Source organism: Streptomyces sp. NBC_00503 (assembly GCF_036346895.1).
In the GTDB taxonomy this organism is placed as follows: Bacteria; Actinomycetota; Actinomycetes; order Streptomycetales; family Streptomycetaceae; genus Streptomyces.
Genome location: NZ_CP107855.1, coordinates 7531028 through 7547143 on the forward strand (window position 1 = coordinate 7531028; position 16116 = coordinate 7547143).

Below are 16116 nucleotides of genomic sequence, written 5' to 3' on the forward strand. Positions count from 1 at the left end.
GCGCGGCTCACGCGGACGGCGTCGGCGACGGGCCCCGTCCCGCCACCTCGAGCAGCAACTTCGCCGCCACCGCCGTCCCGTCGGTACGGACAGCGCCGGCCACGGCGGCCGCCCGGGCGCGGACCTCGGGGGCCAGGGCTCTCGCGAGCGCGGCCGACAGGGAGTCGTAGGTCGGATCCGGCCCCTCGTGGGCCGCGCCGATGCCCAGCTCCGCCACCCGGTCGGCCCAGTACGGCTGGTCCGCCAGCTGGGGGACGACCACCTGCGGCGCGCCCGCCCGGGCGGCCGTCGTCGTGGTGCCCGCGCCGCCGTGGTGCACGACGGCGGCCACCCGACCGAACAGTGCCTGCTGGTTGACCTCGCCGACGGCGAAGCAGTCGTCCTGGTCGTCGGTGAGGGCGAGGTCCGCCCAGCCGCGCGAGAGCAGCACGCGGCGGCCCTGCGCACGGGCGGCGGCGACGGCCGCCCGGGCGACGTCCTGCGCCTCGCGCAGCGGCATGCTGCCGAAGCCCACGTACACGGGCGGCGTGCCGGCGCCCAGGAACGCCTCCAGCTCGGCCGGGAGCGGCCGTTCGTCCGGCTTGATCCACGCGCCGGTCTGCACCACCCCGGGGCCCGCGTGCTCCGGCTCCGGTTCGGGCCACGGGCCGAGGACGGGGTCCGCCGCCAGCCACGGCCGGTCGGTGAAGACGTGCTCGCGGACGTCGTCCACCAGGGGCAGACCGGCCGACGCCCGGAGGGCGTTGACGCCCCCGCCGAACAACTCGTTCATGATCTCGGCGTTCAGGTCCCACAGCACCTGGTTGTCCGTCATCTCCGGCGGCGCCTGGCGGCCCGGCCACACCAGCGGAGGGTGCTGCGCGGACGGCAGATACGTCGGGAAGTAGGACACGAACACGTACGGGACGCCCAGCTTGTCGGCCACCGATCGCGCGGCGGCCGCGGCGGGCATCAGACCGGTCGCCACGACCGCGTCGCACCCCTCGGCCACCGCGGCGAGCGACGCGTACGTCGCGGTGGCGATCCGGGCCGCGCGCTCGGGCAGGGTCAGCGCCGGCTTCGGCTTCGTCTCCCGCACTGCCTCCGTCGTCATCTCGCGGATCGACTGGCCGAGCGGCACCAGCGGGAGGCCGACCGTGTCCAGGAGCTCCGCGAAGTCCGGCGGCGCGCACATCTGCACCTCCACGCCCAGCTCCCGCAATCGCAGCGCGAATCCCGCCATCGGTTCGATGTCCCCGCGAGACCCGTACGCCACCAGCAACACCCGCATGCTCAACTCCAACTTCCGTGCATTCCAGCCTGGGTGGTTGATTCTCCTCTACTGCGGGGACCCGTCCCGGAACGTGCGGCGGTAGGTGTCCGGGGGTACGCCGACCGTCCGGTTGAAGTGCCGGCGCAGTGTCGTCGCGGTGCCCATGCCGGTGGCCGCCGCGATCGCGTCGATGTTGTGGTCGGAGTTCTCCAGCAACTCCTGGGCGAGGCGGATCCGTTGGGTGTGCAGCCATTGCAGAGGGGTGGTCCCGGTCGCCGCTTTGAAGTGGCGGCCCAGATGGCGCGAGCTCATCCGGGCCCGGCGGGCCAGGTCCTCCACGGTCAGGGGCTGGTCGAGCCGTTCGATCACCCAGGGCAACAGCTCGGACAGCGGGTGGTGTTCGTCCTGGGCGGGGATCGGGCTGGTGACGAACTGGGCCTGACCGCCTGCCCGGAGCGGTGGCACCACCAGCCGGCGGGCTGCCGCGTTGGCGATCGACGAGCCGTGGTCGAGGCGGACCAGGTGCAGGCACAGGTCCAGTGCGGCGGCCTTGCCGGCCGAGGTGAGCACGCTGCCGTTGTCCACGTAGAGCACGTCCGGGTCGACCTCCACCCGCGGGTAGCGGGCGGCCAGGGCTTCGGTGTGCGCCCAGTGGGTGGTCGCGCGCTTCCCGTCCAGCAAACCGGCGGCGGCCAGCACGAACGCGCCCGTGCAGAGCGAGGCCACCCGGGCGCCCGCCTCGTGGGCCGCGCGCACCGCGTCGACCAGGTCGCCGGGCGGCTCCACGTCCACGTCGGCCCAGGCGGGGACGATCACGGTGTCGGCGCGCCGCAGCCGCTCCAGCCCGTGGCCGGGCTCCAGCCGGTACGGCCCGACCCGCACGGAGCCCGTCCCGCAGACGGAGACCTCGTACCAGGGGTCGACCGTGCCGGCCGGGAAGGCGGGGGAAGCCGGGACGGTCGGGGGTGAGCCGAAGATCTCGTACGCCACGGACAGTTCGAAGTGCAGCATCCCGTCGGTGACGGCCAGCGCGAGAGTACCCATGTCCGAAAGTGTACGTGTCATGTCGTTCCAGACACTCGCGCAGGATGTGCACCGCTGCCAGGATGGTCGCAGTGGATCAGTCGGGTACGGACGGGGGAGAACCCAATGGGAACGGCGCAGACGGTGACGGTGTTCGGGGCGTACGGGCACACCGGGCAGTTCGTGGTGGCGGAACTGCGGGAGCGCGGGTTCCTCCCGGTGCTCTCCGGCCGCGACCCCGGCAAGCTGAAGGAGTTCGCACAGTCCCACCCGGGCCTCGACGTCCGGCCCGCGTCGGTGGACGACCCGGACTCGCTCGACCGGGCGCTGGCCGGTGCGGCAGCCGTGATCAACTGCGCCGGGCCGTTCGCCACGACCGCCGCCCCGGTGATCGAGGCGGCGCTGCGCGCCGGGATCCCGTACGTGGACGTCGCGGCCGAGATCGAGGCCAACGCCGACACGTTCGCCCGGTTCACGGACCGGGCCCGCGCCGCAGGAGCGGTGGTCCTGCCCGCGATGGCCTTCTACGGAGGCCTCGGCGACCTGCTCGCCACCGCGGCGATGGGGGACTGGACCGGGGCCGACGAGGCGCACGTCGCGTACGGGCTGAGCAGCTGGCACCCCACGGAAGGGACGCGCCTCGCGGGCAAGGTATCCCGGGAGCGGCGCGGCGGCCGGCGCGTCCGGTTCGCCAACGGGCAGCTGGAGTACCGCGATGACGCGCCGCCCACCCTGGAGTGGGCCTTCCCCGAGCCGATGGGCACCCGGGCCGTCATCGGGGAGTTCACGATGGCCGACGCGGTCACCATCCCCAGCCACCTGTCCATCCCGGAGGTGCGCGGCTACATGACGACGGAAGCGGCCACGGACCTGTCGTCCGCGGACACCCCGTCCCCGGCCGCGGTCGACGACAGCGGCCGGTCCGCGCAGACCTTCCTCGTCGACGTCCTCGTGCGCTCCGGCGGCGCCGAACGGCGCGCCGTGGCCCGGGGCCAGGACATCTACGCCGTCACGGCGCCGCTCGCGGTGGAGGCGGTGTCCCGCATCCTCACGGGACGGACCAAGGCGGTCGGTGTCGTCTCCGCGGGCGAACTCTTCGACGCGCCGGACTTCCTGCGCGCGCTGTCCTCACACCTCTCCTTCGAACTGTCGCACTAGCCGGTCGGGTTGGCGCGCGGAACAGTTGGCCCGCAGAACGGCATCCGCCGGACTGCGGGCCTTCGACCGTCAGTTGCAGGTGACGAGGAGCGAGGTGAGCGCGGTGCAGGTACGGCTGCTGCTGTCGTTGGCCGCGTTCGGGTCGGCCGGACTGCTGGCGGTACGGGTGGCGGTGACGGTGTAGGCGGTGCCGAGGCTGAGGAGCCCGACGGGCGCGGTGAAACGCCGGGTGGTGCTCGCGCCCGGGGCGAGGTTCGTCACGGTGCAGGTGACGGTGCCCGAGCCGACGGTGCAGTTGGGGCTGGTGGCGCTCATGGGTGCGGTCAGGGGCGCGGTGACGGTGCCCGTCGCGGCCGTCGCGGGCCCGTAGTTGGTGACGGTCAGCGTGTAGTCGATGTGCCCGTTGAGCAGACCGGGCACGGCGGTGGCCGTGAGGGAGACCCCGAGGTCGGCGGCGAGCGTGGGGGTGATGGTGAGGGCGACGGGCGCGTAACCGGTGGCGAGCGTCCCGGTGACGGTGTTGGTGGCGGTGTCGATCACGGACAGGCTGTCGCCGCGGTAGTTGGCCACGTACAGGTGTTTGCCGTCGGGGGCGAGGGCGGTGTCCACGGGTGAGGAGCCGACGGGGACGGTCGCCAGGATGGTGCCGGCGGCCGCGTCGATGACGGAGACGCTGGAGGAGAGCACGTTGACCACGTACAGGCGGGTGCCGTTGGGGGAGACGGCCACGGCCTGCGGGTAGAGGCCGCCGGTGGCGAGCGACCCGGTGACGGTGTTGGTGGCGGTGTCGATCACGGAGACGGAGTTGCCGGAGTTTCCGGTGACGTAGACGCGGGTGCCTGCCGGGTTGACCGCGAGCCTGCGGGGATCGCCCGCGACGGGAATGCTCGCGGTGACGGCGTTCGTCGCGGTGTCGATCACGTCGACGCGGGCGTCCGCGGTGCGGGTGACGTAGACCCGGGTGCCGGCCGGGTTCACGACCACGTACGAGGGGTTGCCGGCGACGGGGATGGAGGTGGTGAGGGCGTTGGTGTCGGGGTTCAGGACGTTCACCGACTGGGCCGACCGGTCGGCGACGTATCCGCGCTTCCCGTCCGGAGTGAAGGCGATCTGCGCCGGGGACTGCCCGAAGGGGAACGTGGCCGTCGCGGTGTTGGTGGCGGTGTCGATCGCGGTCAGGGTGGCATCGGCGGAGTTCGAGACGTACACCCGGGAGCCGTCCGGGGTGGTCGCGGCCTGACCGGGGCCGTCCCCTACGGGGATGGTGGCGAGGGTCGCGCCGGTGACGGTGTCGATCGCCGAGACGCTGTCGGCGTCGCTGTTGGCGACGTAGACGGTCGGGTGCGCGGGCGCCGCGCCCTGCGCCGAACCGGCCGCCGCGGTCAGCGTGCCCGCGGCGAGAGCCGTGGCCGCCGCCCAGGTGGTGACGTGGCGGGGCAGGCCGAATCGGCGTAAACCCGTGGGTCTGATCGTCGCGTCGATGCTCATGGTGATGCTTCCTCCCCATGTGGGCCCCCTGCCATCGGCGTCGGGGGCCCGTCATGCGCGCGCCGTGTCGTCGAGCCGGCACGCATCGCACATGATTTTGGCCGCCCGGGGCCGTGGACAAGAGGCTCTTGGGGCAGCCGTTACGTCCGGTTGCGGGGGAGGGGCCGGCGGGCGGCGGTCAGTCGATCTGGAGTTCGCCCATCCGGCTCCAGCCGGTGGCGCCCTCGATGGTGGTGCTGACGATCTCGGGCGTACGGGTGACCAGGGGCCGCATGGTCTCCAGAGCGGCGCGGAAGTGCTCGGAGGTGACGTGGGCCTCCGCCGCACCGTCCTGGAACGCCTCGACCAGGACGTAGCTGTCCGGCTCGTCCAGGCTGCGGGACCACTCGAACCACAGGTTGCCGGGCTCGGCGCGGGTGGCGTGGGTGAACTCCGCCACCAGCTCCGGCCATTGGGCTGCGTATTCGGGCTTGACGGGGAATTTCACCACAATGAAGATCATCTCGTCATTGTAGGCACGCCCTCCCCGGCGCCCGGTCGGCCCCGCCGACGGCCTTGCTGGCGGTCTTACCGGGCCTCGCCGAGCACTCCGGCGATGCCCTGCGCGAGACAGGGGATCCGGTCCGCCGGGATGCCCGCGATGTTGACCCGCCCGGCGGTCGTCCCGTAGACGGCGAACCGGCTGCGCAGCCGGATCATCTGGTCCGGGCTGAGCGGCAGCATCGAGAACATCCCCTTCTGCCGCGCGAGCACATCAGCCTGAGCGCCCCAGCCCAGCGCGGTCAACCGGGTGGTCAGTTCGGTCCTGTTGACGGTGATCCGGCGCCGCATCTCGTCCAGTTCGGCCCGCCAGGTAGCCCGCAGCCCCTCGTCCCCGAGGACGGCCGTGACGATCGCCGCGCCGTGCTCCGGCGGCATCGAGTAGAGCGTCCGGGCGGCGTTCTGCAGAGCCGTCTCGGCGTGCCGCAGCGCCTGGCGGGACGCGCCGAGTACGACGGCGCAGCCGGTGCGGTCGCTGTAGAGGCCGAAGTTCTTCGAGCAGCTGATGGCGAGGAGCATCTCCGGAACCCGGTCCGCGAGCATCCGGGTCGCCGCCAGGTCGGCTTCCAGGCCGTCGCCGAGCCCGTGGTACGCGAGATCGACGAACGGAACCCAGCCGCTGCGGACGGCGAGCGCCGCCAGCGCCTCCCAGGTGTCCGGCTCCGGATCGACCCCGGTGGGGTTGTGGCAGCACCCCTGCAGCAGGACGACGTCGTCGCGGCGGGCGTTCTCCAGGTCCTCCAGCATGCCCGCGGCGTCCGAGCGGCCCTGCGCGTCCGCCCAGCGGTACGTGCGCACCCGCAGCCCGGCGGCCTCCAGGATGGGCCGGTGGTTCACGTAGGCGGGATCGCTGATCCACACCGTGGTCCCCGGCCGGGTCCGGCAGATCAGATCGGCCAGGAGCCGCAGAGCGCCACTGCCCGCGACGGTCTGGACCGCCACGGCCCGCTCGGCGGCCGCACCCGACCCGAACACCATCGACAGCATCGCCCGGTTGAAGGCGCCGTTGCCGGAGAGCCCGCGGTACTCCTTGGACTCGGAGCGCTCCGCCAGGCGTATCTCGGCCTCGCGCACGGCCGCCATGACCGGGGTGGCCCCGGTGTGGTCCCGGTAGACCCCGATGACCATGTTCAGGCGCTCGGGCCGCACGTCGGCGTGGAAGGCCTCGGTCAGGTCCCAGAGCGGGTCGACGGGCGGCGGCAGGAGGAGCTCAAGCATCTACGGGACCCTTGGAGTCGGGGTGGAAGTGGGGAGGGAGCTGGGGAGGGGGGAGGGCGCGGAGCCGGGCCGGGAGCGCCGGTTGGCGAGCACGACGCCCGCGGTGATCAGGGGTACGCCGATCAGCACGGTCAGGGTCGGCGACTCGTCGAGCAGCGGCACGGCCAGCAGGACCACCGCCACCGGACTCAGGCTCCCGAAGACGGAGCTGCGCTCCGCACCGAGCCGGCGGATGGCGAACGCGTAGAGCAGGCCGGCGCACAGGCCGACCCCGAGCCCCTGCACCACCAGGAACAGGGCGATGTCGCTGCCCGCCGCGGACGCCAGACCGGTGGGAAGCACCCCGGTCAGCACCAGCAGGGCGATGATCGCGAAGGAGGGCAGGCACAGCAGGCCTATGGACCCGACGGGGTCGAGGTCCACCTCCTTGAGCCCGACCGTGTAAAGGGCCCACAGCCCGCTGGCGACGAGGAGGATCCCGGCACCTGCCAGTACGTGGGTGTTCAGCGGAACGACGTAGCGCCAGACCAGGGCGACCACGCCGGCCGCGATCAGCGCGAGCCCGGCCGCCTGCGTCCCCCGGGGTGCGCCGCGGCCGCCGGCCACCATGAGCGCGCTGACGAAGAGCGGGACCATCCCGGGGACGATCGAGCCGACGAAGGCGGCCGAGGTCAGGGAGCCCCCGTACATCGCCGCGAGGAAGAACGGCACGCCCGCACCGCAGACGATCTTGGCCGCGGTGGCCGGGCGCACCGCCATGATGCGGCGACGGCGCCGCCACAGTGCGGGCGCCAGGACGAGCACGGGGACGCCGAAGCGCAGCAGGGCGGCGTCGGCGGGCAGGAGGGAGGAGGCGCTCAGGGCCCGCGCGCTGAGCGCGAAGGCCGCCCAGATGGCCACGGTCACCAGCAGCGCCACCATGCCCCGTGCCTGCGGGGAGAGCCGCCCGCGGCCCGCGGCCCCGGTGTCCGGGAGCGTCGTGGCGGGCCCGGCATTCGTCGTGACCAAGGAGGTTCCTCCAGCCTCAAGGGGCCGGATCCGGCCATGGGGCAACGCTAGGCCTTTCCCCGGGGCAGTCGATTGCGAGTTCTGCCACCCAGACATAGCTTTGGGGCAGAATCTGCCAAGGAGTGACCATGGACGCAGTCGATCTGCACATCATCCGCGAGTTGCAGGCCGACGGACGGCTGTCCAACCAGGACCTCGCCGACCGGGTCAGGCTGTCCCCGTCGCCCTGTCTGCGCCGGGTGCGGCGCCTGGAGGAAGCCGGTCTCATCCGCGGTTACACGGCGATGGTCGACCAGGTCGGCTTCGGACTCCCGATCACCGTCTTCGTCCGGATACGGCTGGAACGCCACACGGGCGAGGCGGTCAGGGTCTTCGAGGACCACGTCGCGGTCATCGAACACATCCAGGACTGCTACCTGATGGCCGGAAGCAGCGACTACCTGCTCCGGGTCGTCATCGAAAGCCTGCAGGCGTACGAGGCCCTCGTGCGCGACCGGATCCACGCCATCCCCGGCATCGCCTCGATCGAATCGAGCTTCGCGTACGGCAGCGTGAAGCAGTCCCGGATCTACCCGAGCCCGAGCAGCCCGTGAGCCCGGCGGACGGCAGGGGACCGGCGGATCCCGCCGGCCCCGCTCAGGACTCCCCGTCCTCCGGCAGCTGCTGCTCGGACCAGATGATCTTCCCCTCGGGGGTGTAGCGGACCCCCCACCTGCGGCTGATCTGCGCCACCAGGAAGAGCCCGCGGCCCCCCTCGTCGGTGGTGGCGGCGTACCGCAGGTGCGGTGTGGTGCTGCTGCTGTCGAAGACCTCGCAGGTCAGGACCCGGTCGTGGAGTAGGCGCACCCGGACCGGCGCCCCGCCGTGGCGGATGGCGTTCGTGATGAGTTCGCTGAGCACGAGCTCCGTGCCGAAGGCCAGCTCGGACAGGCCCCACTCCTCCAGCTGCTCCACCGCGCGGGCCCGGCTGACCCCCACCGCGCTCGGTTCGAACGGCACCTCCCACTCCGCGATGCGCTCCGCCGCCAGCGCCCGGGTCCGCGCGACCAGGACGGCCACGTCGTCCCGGGGCCGTTCCGGCAGCAGCCCCTCGAGGATCGCCCGGCAGGTCTCCTCGGGCCCCCGGTCGGCGTGGGTGAGGGCCGTGCGGAGCAGGGCGAGCCCCTCGTCGATGTCGCGGGCGGGGTCCTCGATCAGCCCGTCGGTGTACAGCACGAGCTGGGTGCCCTCGCTCAGGTCCAGCTCCGCCGACTCGAAGGGGAACCCGCCCAGCCCCAGGGGTGCGCCGGGGGGCAGGTCCGGCATCTCCACCGTGCCGTCCGGCCGCACCAGGAACGGCGGCACGTGCCCCGCGCGGGCCACCGTGCAGCGCTGGGTCACCGCGTCGTAGACGGCGTAGAGGCAGGTGGCTCCGAGCAGTCCGTCGTCGCCCTCGCCGCCGTCCCCGTCCTCGCCGCTCTGGTCGATGTACTGGACGAGGTCGTCGAGCCGGGCGAGCAGTTCGTCGGGGGGCAGGTCCAGGGAGGAGAAGTTGAGCACGGCGGTGCGCAGCCGGCCCATGGTGGCCGCGGCGTGCAGGCCGTGGCCGACGACGTCGCCCACGACGAGCGCGACCCGGCTGCCGGGGAGCGGGATCACGTCGAACCAGTCGCCGCCGACCCCCGAATGCGCGGGCAGGTAGTAGTGCGCCACCTCCACGGCGCTCTGCTCGGGCAGGTCGCGGGGCAGCAGGCTGTGCTGGAGCGTCACGGCCAGGGCGTGCTCACGGGTGTACCGGCGGGCGTTGTCGATGGTGATCCCGGCCCGGGCCACGAGCTCCTCCGCCAGCGACAGGTCCTCCTCGTCGAAGGGGGCCGGCTTGCGCGAGCGCCAGAAGTTCGCCACGCCCAGCACCACGCCACGCGCCTTGAGCGGGGCGGTGATCAGCGAGTGGATCCCGTAGTCGATGATCAGCTGCGCCCGCGGAGGGTCCTGCGCCATCCAGCCGGGCGCCCGGGCCAGGTCGGCGACCACCTCGGCCCGGCCGCTGCTGAGTCCGCGCGCCTGGGGGGTGGAGGGCAGGAAGCCGATCAGCCTGCCGCGCGGGTAGAGGGGCGCGTCGTCCCGGATGCCGCTGACCCCGGTGCGCAGCAGGTCCGCCGACGGGGTGGGCTCGTCCCCCTGGAGCACGGGCTCCGCCAGATCGACGGTCACGAAGTCCGCGAAGCGCGGTACGGCGACATCGGCCAGCTCCTGGGCCGTCCGCTCCACGTCCAGGGTGGTGCCGACGCCCACACCGGCGTCGTACAGCAGCTTCAGCCGCCTGCGGGCCGCGTCGGCCCGGGTGCTGAGGACCTGCATGTCGGTGGAGTCGCGGATGGTGACGGCCGAGCCCTCGGGCCCGCCGCCGGGCTTGGTCGGCCGCTGGTTGATCACCAGCAGCCGCTCCCCGGCCTGGTGCACCTCGTCGGTGGCCTCCCGGCCGGAGACCAGGAGGTCGGACAGCTGCCGGTCGAGGCCGGTCAGCTCCCGGACGAAGGAGCCCTCGGCCCCGGGGCCCAGCCGCAGGAGCCGCTTCGCCTCGTCGTTGGCGAGCAGCAGCCGCCGGGCGCCGTCGATGATCAGCACGCCCTCGCGTACGGAGTGCAGCACCGCGTCGTGGTGCTCGTACATCCGTGTCATCTCCTGCGGGCCGAGCCCGCGGGTCTGCCGTCGCAGGCGCCGGCTGATCAGCGCCGAGCCGGCGGTGGCCAGGGCCAGGCCCGCGGCGCTGGCGCCGAGGATGACGGGGAGCTGCCGGTCGAAGGCGCCGGTCACGTTCTCGACGGTGAGGCCGGCCGACACCAGTCCCACGACCCGGCCGTCCGCAGAGAAGACCGGCACCACGGCCTGGATCTCGTTGCCCAGGGGCCCGTGCACGCTCTCGGTGTACACCCGGCCGGCCAGGGAAGGGCCGATCGTGCCGACGAACCTCTTGCCGATGCGGTCGGGCAGCGGATGGGTGTAGCGGATCCCGTTGGTGTCCATCACCACGATGAAGTCCACCCCGGAGACCTTGCGGGTCGCCTCGGTGATGGGCTGGAGGACGGCGGAGGGATCGGGGGAGCGGAGCGCCTCCCGAAGCCCGGGTGCGTGGGCGAAGCTCTCCGCGACCGCGACGGACCGGGTGCGGGCCTCGCGGTCGATGTCGCGGCGCGACTGGAGGACCAGGGCCAGTACGGCGGCAGCGGCGAGCAGCACCACGACCGCCACCTGAAGGACGAATACCTGGCGGGCGACGCTGCGCGGGCGATTTCTGCTCAGTGACCGCACCGACGTCCCCGGTACGGGTTGCAAGGACCGGTCACGAACCAGTTGTAGCACTCCGGGTCGTCTTGGGTGCGCCGGTCGGGCGCCGCGCGTCGCGGGAGAGGCGCTACGTGGGCGCTACGGAGCAGAACTATCTTGACGTCAAGATTAATCTGCGGCAGGCTGCGCGAGGTATCTCGACATCGAGATACATGTGTCGAGCGTGCGGGGGACTGGAATGCGGCGGGGCGCGGAGACCCGGAAGGACCGGCGGAACGGAGCCGGACTGGTGGCGCAGTTGCGGCGGCCGCCGGGGGGCCGGGACGCCCGGATCATGCTGTTCGCCCAACTGCTCGACCGGACCGGTACGGGCGTGTGGGCCGCGGCCTCGGTCCTGTTCTTCACCTTCGTGGCCGGACTCGACGGCCGGCACCTGGGTCTGCTGCTGGGCGCGGCCGGAGTGGCCGGCATCGCCGGATCACCGCTCGCGGGCCACCTGGCGGGGCGGTTCCCGGTGCGCTCGCTGCTGATCGCCTGCCACCTCCTGCGGCTCGCGACCCTCTGCGCACTGCTCGTCGTCACCAGCTTCCAGTTGCTGCTGCTCGTGGTCGCCGTCACCTCCCTGGGCGACCGGGCGGCCAAGACGCTGGAGATGCTCTTCGCCACCCGGGTGGCGGGCGAGCGGCGCTCCGCCTACCAGGCGCTGTCGCGCAGTTCGGCCAACGCCGGCTACGGGATCGGCGCGGGCATCGCCGCGATCGGACTCGCCGTGGGCACCGAGGCCGCCTACCAGGTGCTGATCCTGGGCAACGCGCTGTCGTTCCTGGCGGCCGCGGCGCTGGTCTGGCGGACCCGGGAGCCGCGCGGCCACGGGCACGTGACCGCGCGGACCGGGACCGGCGAAGGTGGCGCCGCCGCGGCGGACGGGCCGCTCGGAGGTCCCGCCCCGAGCCCCTGGCGGGACCGCGGATACCTCCGGTTCGTCCTGCTGGACATTCCGATGTGCCTGGACTCGACGATCCTCGACGTCGGGCTGCCGCTGTGGCTGGTGGAGCACACCGACGCACCCCACGCCGTGATTCCGGCCTTCCTCGTGATCAACACCGTGCTCGTCGTCCTGCTCCAGATCCGCGTGTCGGCCAAGGTCGAAGGGCCGCGCCGGGCGACGGGAGCGGTCCTCGTCTACGGGCTCACCCTGTTCGCCTGCTGCGCACTCATGGCCGCATCGACGGGAGGCGGCTCCTGGACCGCCTCGGCCGTCCTGCTGGCCGCGGCGGTGCTGGTCACCTTCGCGGAGCTGATGCGCTCGGTGAGCTCCTGGGAGCTCGCGGTCTTCCTCGCGCCCGAGGGGGCGAAGGCCTCCTACCTCGGAGTGGCGGGCATGGCCCAGTCCGTACAGAAGTCCGCCGGGCCGCTGCTGCTGACGGGCGTGGTCATGACGGCCGGACCGGCGGGCTGGCTCGTACTCGGCGCGGCGGTGGCGGGCCTGTCCGTCGTACAGCAGCGCTCCAGCGTACGAAGGCTCGCGGCGATGAAGGCGATGAAGGCGATGAAGGCGACGACTGCGACCACCGCGGCGGCCGATATTCGCACGACGTGACGCGAAGGCTCTGGAACGCTGCGCCCTGGACGGATACGGACGGTCCGTGTCGGTGCGGAGGGGTGATCGGTGGGTTTCACACTGGAGGGACCGGTTCTGGAGGGCGCACGCGTGCGACTGGAACCGCTGGAGCACCGCCATGCGGCGGACCTGGCCGTGGCGGCGGCAGGGGACCGGACCTCGTTCGGCTTCACCTGGGTGCCCACGGCTGCCGAGGTCGAAGGGTACGTCGACGCGCAGCTGGCCCGTGCCGCCGCGGGAAAGCTGGCTCCCTACGCGCAGGTGGAACGGGCGACGGGGCGGGCCGTCGGGGCCACCGCCTTCTGGGATCCGCGGCCCTGGCCCACGGGTGAGGGCCTGTGCGCGATCGAAGTCGGTTACACCTGGCTCGCGGCATCGGCCCAGGGCACGGGGATCAACACCGAGGCCAAGTACCTGTTGTTCCGGCACGCCTTCGAGAACTGGCGGGTGGCCCGCCTCGACCTGAAGACGGACGCGCGCAACAGCCGCTGCCGGGCCGCGATCGAAGGGGTGGGCGCGCGGTTCGAGGGGGTCCTGCGGAACTGGTCGCGGTCGTGGGCTCCGGGCGAGGACGGGCGGCTGCGCGATTCCGCGATCTTCTCGATCACCGCCGCGGAGTGGCCGGAGTGCCGGGCGGGGCTGGAACAGCGCATCGCCCGGCACCCTTCGACCCGGAGCTAGTTGTTGGAGCCGACCGTGTTGTTGAGACCGGCGTTGAAGATGTCGTCGGCGGCGAACTGGGTCCAGTTGCCGAAGACGAAGGTGTAGGAGTTGCCCTCCGGGATGGTCACATTCACATCGGCGCTGGCTGCGGAGGCACCGCCCAGGACGATGGTGAGAGCGGCAACGGCGGTCAGCACGGAGGAAACGGCGCGCATGGAAAGGCCTTTCACGAGATACCGGGAAGGGTCGACAGGCGCGGGCCGGGACGAGGGGTAACGGCCCTCGGCCCGGTCGGCCCGTGCCCACCAGCCAAGGGGCTGACGCCCGGCAGGGCACGCAGCCACTCCGGGGCGGGGCCCAGAGCCACCGCTTTGTACCAGTGGGTCAGGCCCGCCATCCCGTAGAGGTTCAGGCCCTTTCCGCCGGGGCCGTGCGGTCCGTGACCAACCGCAGGGTCACGGCGGCCGCGGCCCCCGCCACCAGACCCCAGGTCAGGGCGGCCGGGACGCCGCCGCCGAGGATGGCGAACAGGCCCAGCGCCCCCCAGCGCGCGCCCGAGTCGGCCGCCGTCAGCACGACCTGCAGCAACTGGCTCGCCAGGAGGCCCAGGACGGTCGCGCAGACCGCGCCCACCATCACCGCCGGGACCGTGACCCGCGTGAGCAGTCCCGGCAGCCTGCGCAGGGCCCCCCACACCACGGCGAGCAACAGCAGGTCGGGGACGCGGTAGAGGAGCCACCGGCCGAGCGACCCGCCCGTCGGCGCCGTCCAGCCGCCGAGCAGCAGCCACTGGCGCAGGAGTTCGCCGGGTTCGGAGAACAGCCCGGAGCCCGTGGAGACCTCCTGGATGGAGGCGGCGACGGACTGGTACGACAGGGCCCACAGCGATACGGCGATCAGCGCGGTCCCGACGGTGGCGGCCAGCCGGGTCGCACGCGCCGGTACGACGGCCTGCGGCAGCGGGCCCGCCCCCTTGGCGGTGATCCGCGCCACGAGCACCGTCACCGCGGCCGCGACCAGGGCGGCCACCACCAGGACCTGAGCCCCGGAGGCGATCACGCTCGAGAACTGCGGCAGGAAGCGGTAGCTCCCGTGCCCCTGCCCGGCGATCAGCCAGGGCGCGGAGACGGCCCTCGCCAGCATCCCGGCCACCAGGCCCCAGGCCCAGACGGCGAGCAGCGCCGCCGGCATCCGGCCGCGCACCGGCGGCAGCCTGCGGACCAGGAGCAGCGCCCCGGGCAGGAAGAAGGCGAAGACCGCACCGAAGCGGATCTGCACCGCGGTCTCGTACAGCGAGAGGTAGCGGGCCGTGCCGCCGGACCCGTCACCGCTGCCGCCGCCCGCTCCCTCCGCGCCGGGGGGATCGTACGACCAGGGGGCGAGCCAGTGTTCGAGCTCGCTGGTGGCCCTGAAGCCTAGGACGTCGGTGCTGCCCGGCAGGCGCAGTGCGGCCGTGCTCGCCCCCGCCCACCACAGGAGCGCCGCCAGGAGCAGCCCTCCCGCCAATGCCGGTATCGCCGCGCGCCGGTATGTCATGTACTGCCCCCGCCTGGATCGTGCACCCCGTGAACTTCCTGATCAGCGGGAGCGTACGGGGTGCCGCTGACACCGGGGAAAGGCCCCCCGGCCGGGTCGGGCCGGGCCGGGGGCTCAGGCCAGGCGGGACGCGAGGCGCAGCCGCATCTCGGCCGCGTTGCGCCGTACGTCCTCGGGCTGGCCGTCGTCGTCCAGGAAGCCCAGGAGAACCATCAGGGCCCTGGCCTCGTCCCCGCTGATCAGCTTGAGCCGCTGTTCGGTGGCGCCGTCGAGCAGGATGTCGAGGAGTTCGGTGGTCTCGTCCATACCGGCAACAACGCCGACGGCGCCGGGCGGGTCACGTACGGGTCGCGTACGGGTGGGTACGGGTCGGGTACCGGGTGTTCACCGAGCCGGGGGCCGCCCGGCGGAGGCCTGCCGCTCACGCCACCAGTCCACCGTCGCCCCGACCTGGTCGCCGACGGGGGTGGCCCGCAGCGCGAACCGAGCCTCGTAGGCGCTCGAATCGACGACGAAGGGACGGTCGAACTGGTACCGGATCTCCTTCAGTTCGCGGATCATCGGGGAGAACAGTGAGCCCACGCCCAGTACGGCCGACGGGATCCGGCGCACCGCGACCGGGCCCGATCCCGCCCGGGCCGCCAGGAGACCGGCCATCTCCCGTACGGACAGGGCCGGTTCGGTCGGGACGTGCCAGGGCCGGCCCCAGGCCCGCTCCTGCGCCGCGACCTCGACCAGGGCGCCCGCCACATCGGGGAGGTACGTCCAGCTGTGCGGGGCGTCCGGGTCGCCGAGCGCGGAGACCGGCTTGCCGCGCAGCAGCCCCGGCATCACCCGCGCCGCCAGGTGGCCGCCATCGGTCACCGAGGGCCCGAAGAAGTCCGAGGCCCGCACCTCGACCGCGCGGATGCGGCCCTGTTCGTGCAGTTCCCGTGCCTGCTCCCACACGGCGGCGCGCACCCGGCCCTTGGGGCCCGTGGCCGCGAGCGGCAGGTCCTCGGTCATGGGGACGTCCACCGGACCGTAGCCGTAGAGGTTCCCCAGCATCACCAGCACCGCCCCGGTCGCCTCCGCGGCGGCGCAGAGCGAGGAGGCGAGCGGCGGCCAACTGCCCGCCCAGCGGGGGTAGGGCGGGCCGCCGCAGCTGTAGATCGCGGTCGCGCCCCGCGCGGCCTCGGTCAGCCGCCCGCTGTCCGCGGCGTCGAACGCGAGGTGCTCGATCCCCGGTTCCGGGCTCCGGCCCGAGGAGGTGACGACCCGCACGGCATGGCCCCGCTCGGCCAACAGCCGAGCGGTGGCGGCGCCTGCTGGCCCGAATCCGATGACGAGATGAAAGCTCACG

At 73.0% G+C, this 16116-nt stretch carries 15 protein-coding genes; 4 read left to right on the forward strand and 11 right to left on the reverse strand.

Annotation, left to right across the window (positions count from 1 at the left end):
* Positions 1-7: 7 nt before the first annotated feature.
* Positions 8-1270, reverse strand: coding sequence for a glycosyltransferase (locus OG490_RS34290; RefSeq protein WP_330300173.1), 1263 nt, complete (start codon positions 1268-1270; stop codon positions 8-10).
* Positions 1271-1318: 48 nt separating this feature from the next.
* Complete coding sequence (locus tag OG490_RS34295; RefSeq protein ID WP_330300174.1) at positions 1319-2296, reverse strand: helix-turn-helix domain-containing protein; 978 nt, start codon at positions 2294-2296, stop codon at positions 1319-1321.
* 105 nt (positions 2297-2401) lie between these two features.
* Here OG490_RS34295 and OG490_RS34300 point away from each other — a divergent pair, with 105 nt between their 5' ends.
* Entirely contained in the window at positions 2402-3433 is a 1032-nt protein-coding gene (locus tag OG490_RS34300; RefSeq protein WP_330300175.1) for a saccharopine dehydrogenase family protein, read from the forward strand.
* A gap of 69 nt (positions 3434-3502) precedes the next feature.
* Here the strand turns inward: OG490_RS34300 and OG490_RS34305 are convergent, their stop codons facing one another.
* The 4 genes from OG490_RS34305 to OG490_RS34320 form a co-directional block, all read right to left on the reverse strand.
* The gene (locus OG490_RS34305) at positions 3503-4921 is read right to left on the reverse strand and encodes a beta-propeller fold lactonase family protein (protein ID WP_330300176.1); all 1419 of its coding nucleotides are present in this window, start codon (positions 4919-4921) and stop codon (positions 3503-3505) included.
* Between the two features lie 178 nt (positions 4922-5099).
* Entirely contained in the window at positions 5100-5423 is a 324-nt protein-coding gene (locus OG490_RS34310; RefSeq protein ID WP_330300177.1) for a putative quinol monooxygenase, read from the reverse strand.
* A 65-nt stretch (positions 5424-5488) separates the two neighbouring features.
* On the reverse strand, positions 5489-6679 hold the full coding sequence (locus OG490_RS34315) for an amino acid aminotransferase (protein ID WP_330300178.1): 1191 nt from the start codon (positions 6677-6679) through the stop codon (positions 5489-5491).
* A complete protein-coding gene (locus OG490_RS34320) occupies positions 6680-7687 on the reverse strand; it encodes a DMT family transporter (RefSeq protein WP_330300179.1) in 1008 nt (335 codons plus the stop codon).
* A 128-nt stretch (positions 7688-7815) separates the two neighbouring features.
* Between OG490_RS34320 and OG490_RS34325 the strand changes: the two genes are divergently transcribed.
* Positions 7816-8280: an Lrp/AsnC family transcriptional regulator gene (locus OG490_RS34325; protein WP_330300180.1), complete on the forward strand. Its 465-nt coding sequence runs from the start codon at positions 7816-7818 to the stop codon at positions 8278-8280.
* A 43-nt stretch (positions 8281-8323) separates the two neighbouring features.
* On the opposite strand, the gene OG490_RS34330 is transcribed toward OG490_RS34325, so the two are convergent.
* The gene (locus OG490_RS34330) at positions 8324-10978 is read right to left on the reverse strand and encodes a SpoIIE family protein phosphatase (protein WP_330300181.1); all 2655 of its coding nucleotides are present in this window, start codon (positions 10976-10978) and stop codon (positions 8324-8326) included.
* A 265-nt stretch (positions 10979-11243) separates the two neighbouring features.
* Here OG490_RS34330 and OG490_RS34335 point away from each other — a divergent pair, with 265 nt between their 5' ends.
* Together OG490_RS34335 and OG490_RS34340 are read left to right on the forward strand one after the other, a co-directional pair.
* Entirely contained in the window at positions 11244-12554 is a 1311-nt protein-coding gene (locus OG490_RS34335) for an MFS transporter (protein WP_330300182.1), read from the forward strand.
* A 69-nt stretch (positions 12555-12623) separates the two neighbouring features.
* Entirely contained in the window at positions 12624-13256 is a 633-nt protein-coding gene (locus tag OG490_RS34340) for a GNAT family N-acetyltransferase (RefSeq protein WP_330300183.1), read from the forward strand.
* Here OG490_RS34340 and OG490_RS34345 read toward each other — a convergent pair.
* From OG490_RS34345 to OG490_RS34360, 4 genes are all read right to left on the reverse strand, one after another.
* Positions 13253-13453, reverse strand: coding sequence for a chaplin (locus OG490_RS34345; RefSeq protein ID WP_330300184.1), 201 nt, complete (start codon positions 13451-13453; stop codon positions 13253-13255). The genes OG490_RS34340 and OG490_RS34345 overlap by 4 nt on opposite strands.
* A 193-nt stretch (positions 13454-13646) precedes the next feature.
* Positions 13647-14774, reverse strand: a complete 1128-nt coding sequence (locus OG490_RS34350; RefSeq protein ID WP_330300185.1) for a hypothetical protein — start codon at positions 14772-14774, stop codon at positions 13647-13649.
* A gap of 114 nt (positions 14775-14888) precedes the next feature.
* Positions 14889-15080 carry a hypothetical protein gene (locus tag OG490_RS34355; protein WP_330300186.1) on the reverse strand — a complete coding sequence of 64 codons (192 nt, stop codon included), beginning with the start codon at positions 15078-15080 and terminating at the stop codon, positions 14889-14891.
* Positions 15081-15158: 78 nt separating this feature from the next.
* On the reverse strand, positions 15159-16115 hold the full coding sequence (locus OG490_RS34360; RefSeq protein ID WP_330300187.1) for an NAD-dependent epimerase/dehydratase family protein: 957 nt from the start codon (positions 16113-16115) through the stop codon (positions 15159-15161).
* Between the last annotated feature and the right edge of the window lies 1 nt (position 16116).

Excerpts from the sequence above, each read along its gene's own strand:
- OG490_RS34290 (WP_330300173.1), bottom strand. The coding sequence starts at position 1,270 with ATGCGGGTGTTGCTGGTGGCGTACGGGTCTCGCGGGGACATCGAACCG.
- OG490_RS34295 (WP_330300174.1), bottom strand. The coding sequence starts at position 2,296 with ATGGGTACTCTCGCGCTGGCCGTCACCGACGGGATGCTGCACTTCGAA.
- OG490_RS34345 (WP_330300184.1), bottom strand. The coding sequence starts at position 13,453 with ATGCGCGCCGTTTCCTCCGTGCTGACCGCCGTTGCCGCTCTCACCATC.
- OG490_RS34305 (WP_330300176.1), bottom strand. The coding sequence starts at position 4,921 with ATGAGCATCGACGCGACGATCAGACCCACGGGTTTACGCCGATTCGGC.
- OG490_RS34325 (WP_330300180.1), top strand. The coding sequence starts at position 7,816 with ATGGACGCAGTCGATCTGCACATCATCCGCGAGTTGCAGGCCGACGGA.
- OG490_RS34310 (WP_330300177.1), bottom strand. The coding sequence starts at position 5,423 with ATGATCTTCATTGTGGTGAAATTCCCCGTCAAGCCCGAATACGCAGCC.
- OG490_RS34300 (WP_330300175.1), top strand. The coding sequence starts at position 2,402 with ATGGGAACGGCGCAGACGGTGACGGTGTTCGGGGCGTACGGGCACACC.
- OG490_RS34350 (WP_330300185.1), bottom strand. The coding sequence starts at position 14,774 with ATGACATACCGGCGCGCGGCGATACCGGCATTGGCGGGAGGGCTGCTC.
- OG490_RS34355 (WP_330300186.1), bottom strand. The coding sequence starts at position 15,080 with ATGGACGAGACCACCGAACTCCTCGACATCCTGCTCGACGGCGCCACC.
- OG490_RS34315 (WP_330300178.1), bottom strand. The coding sequence starts at position 6,679 with ATGCTTGAGCTCCTCCTGCCGCCGCCCGTCGACCCGCTCTGGGACCTG.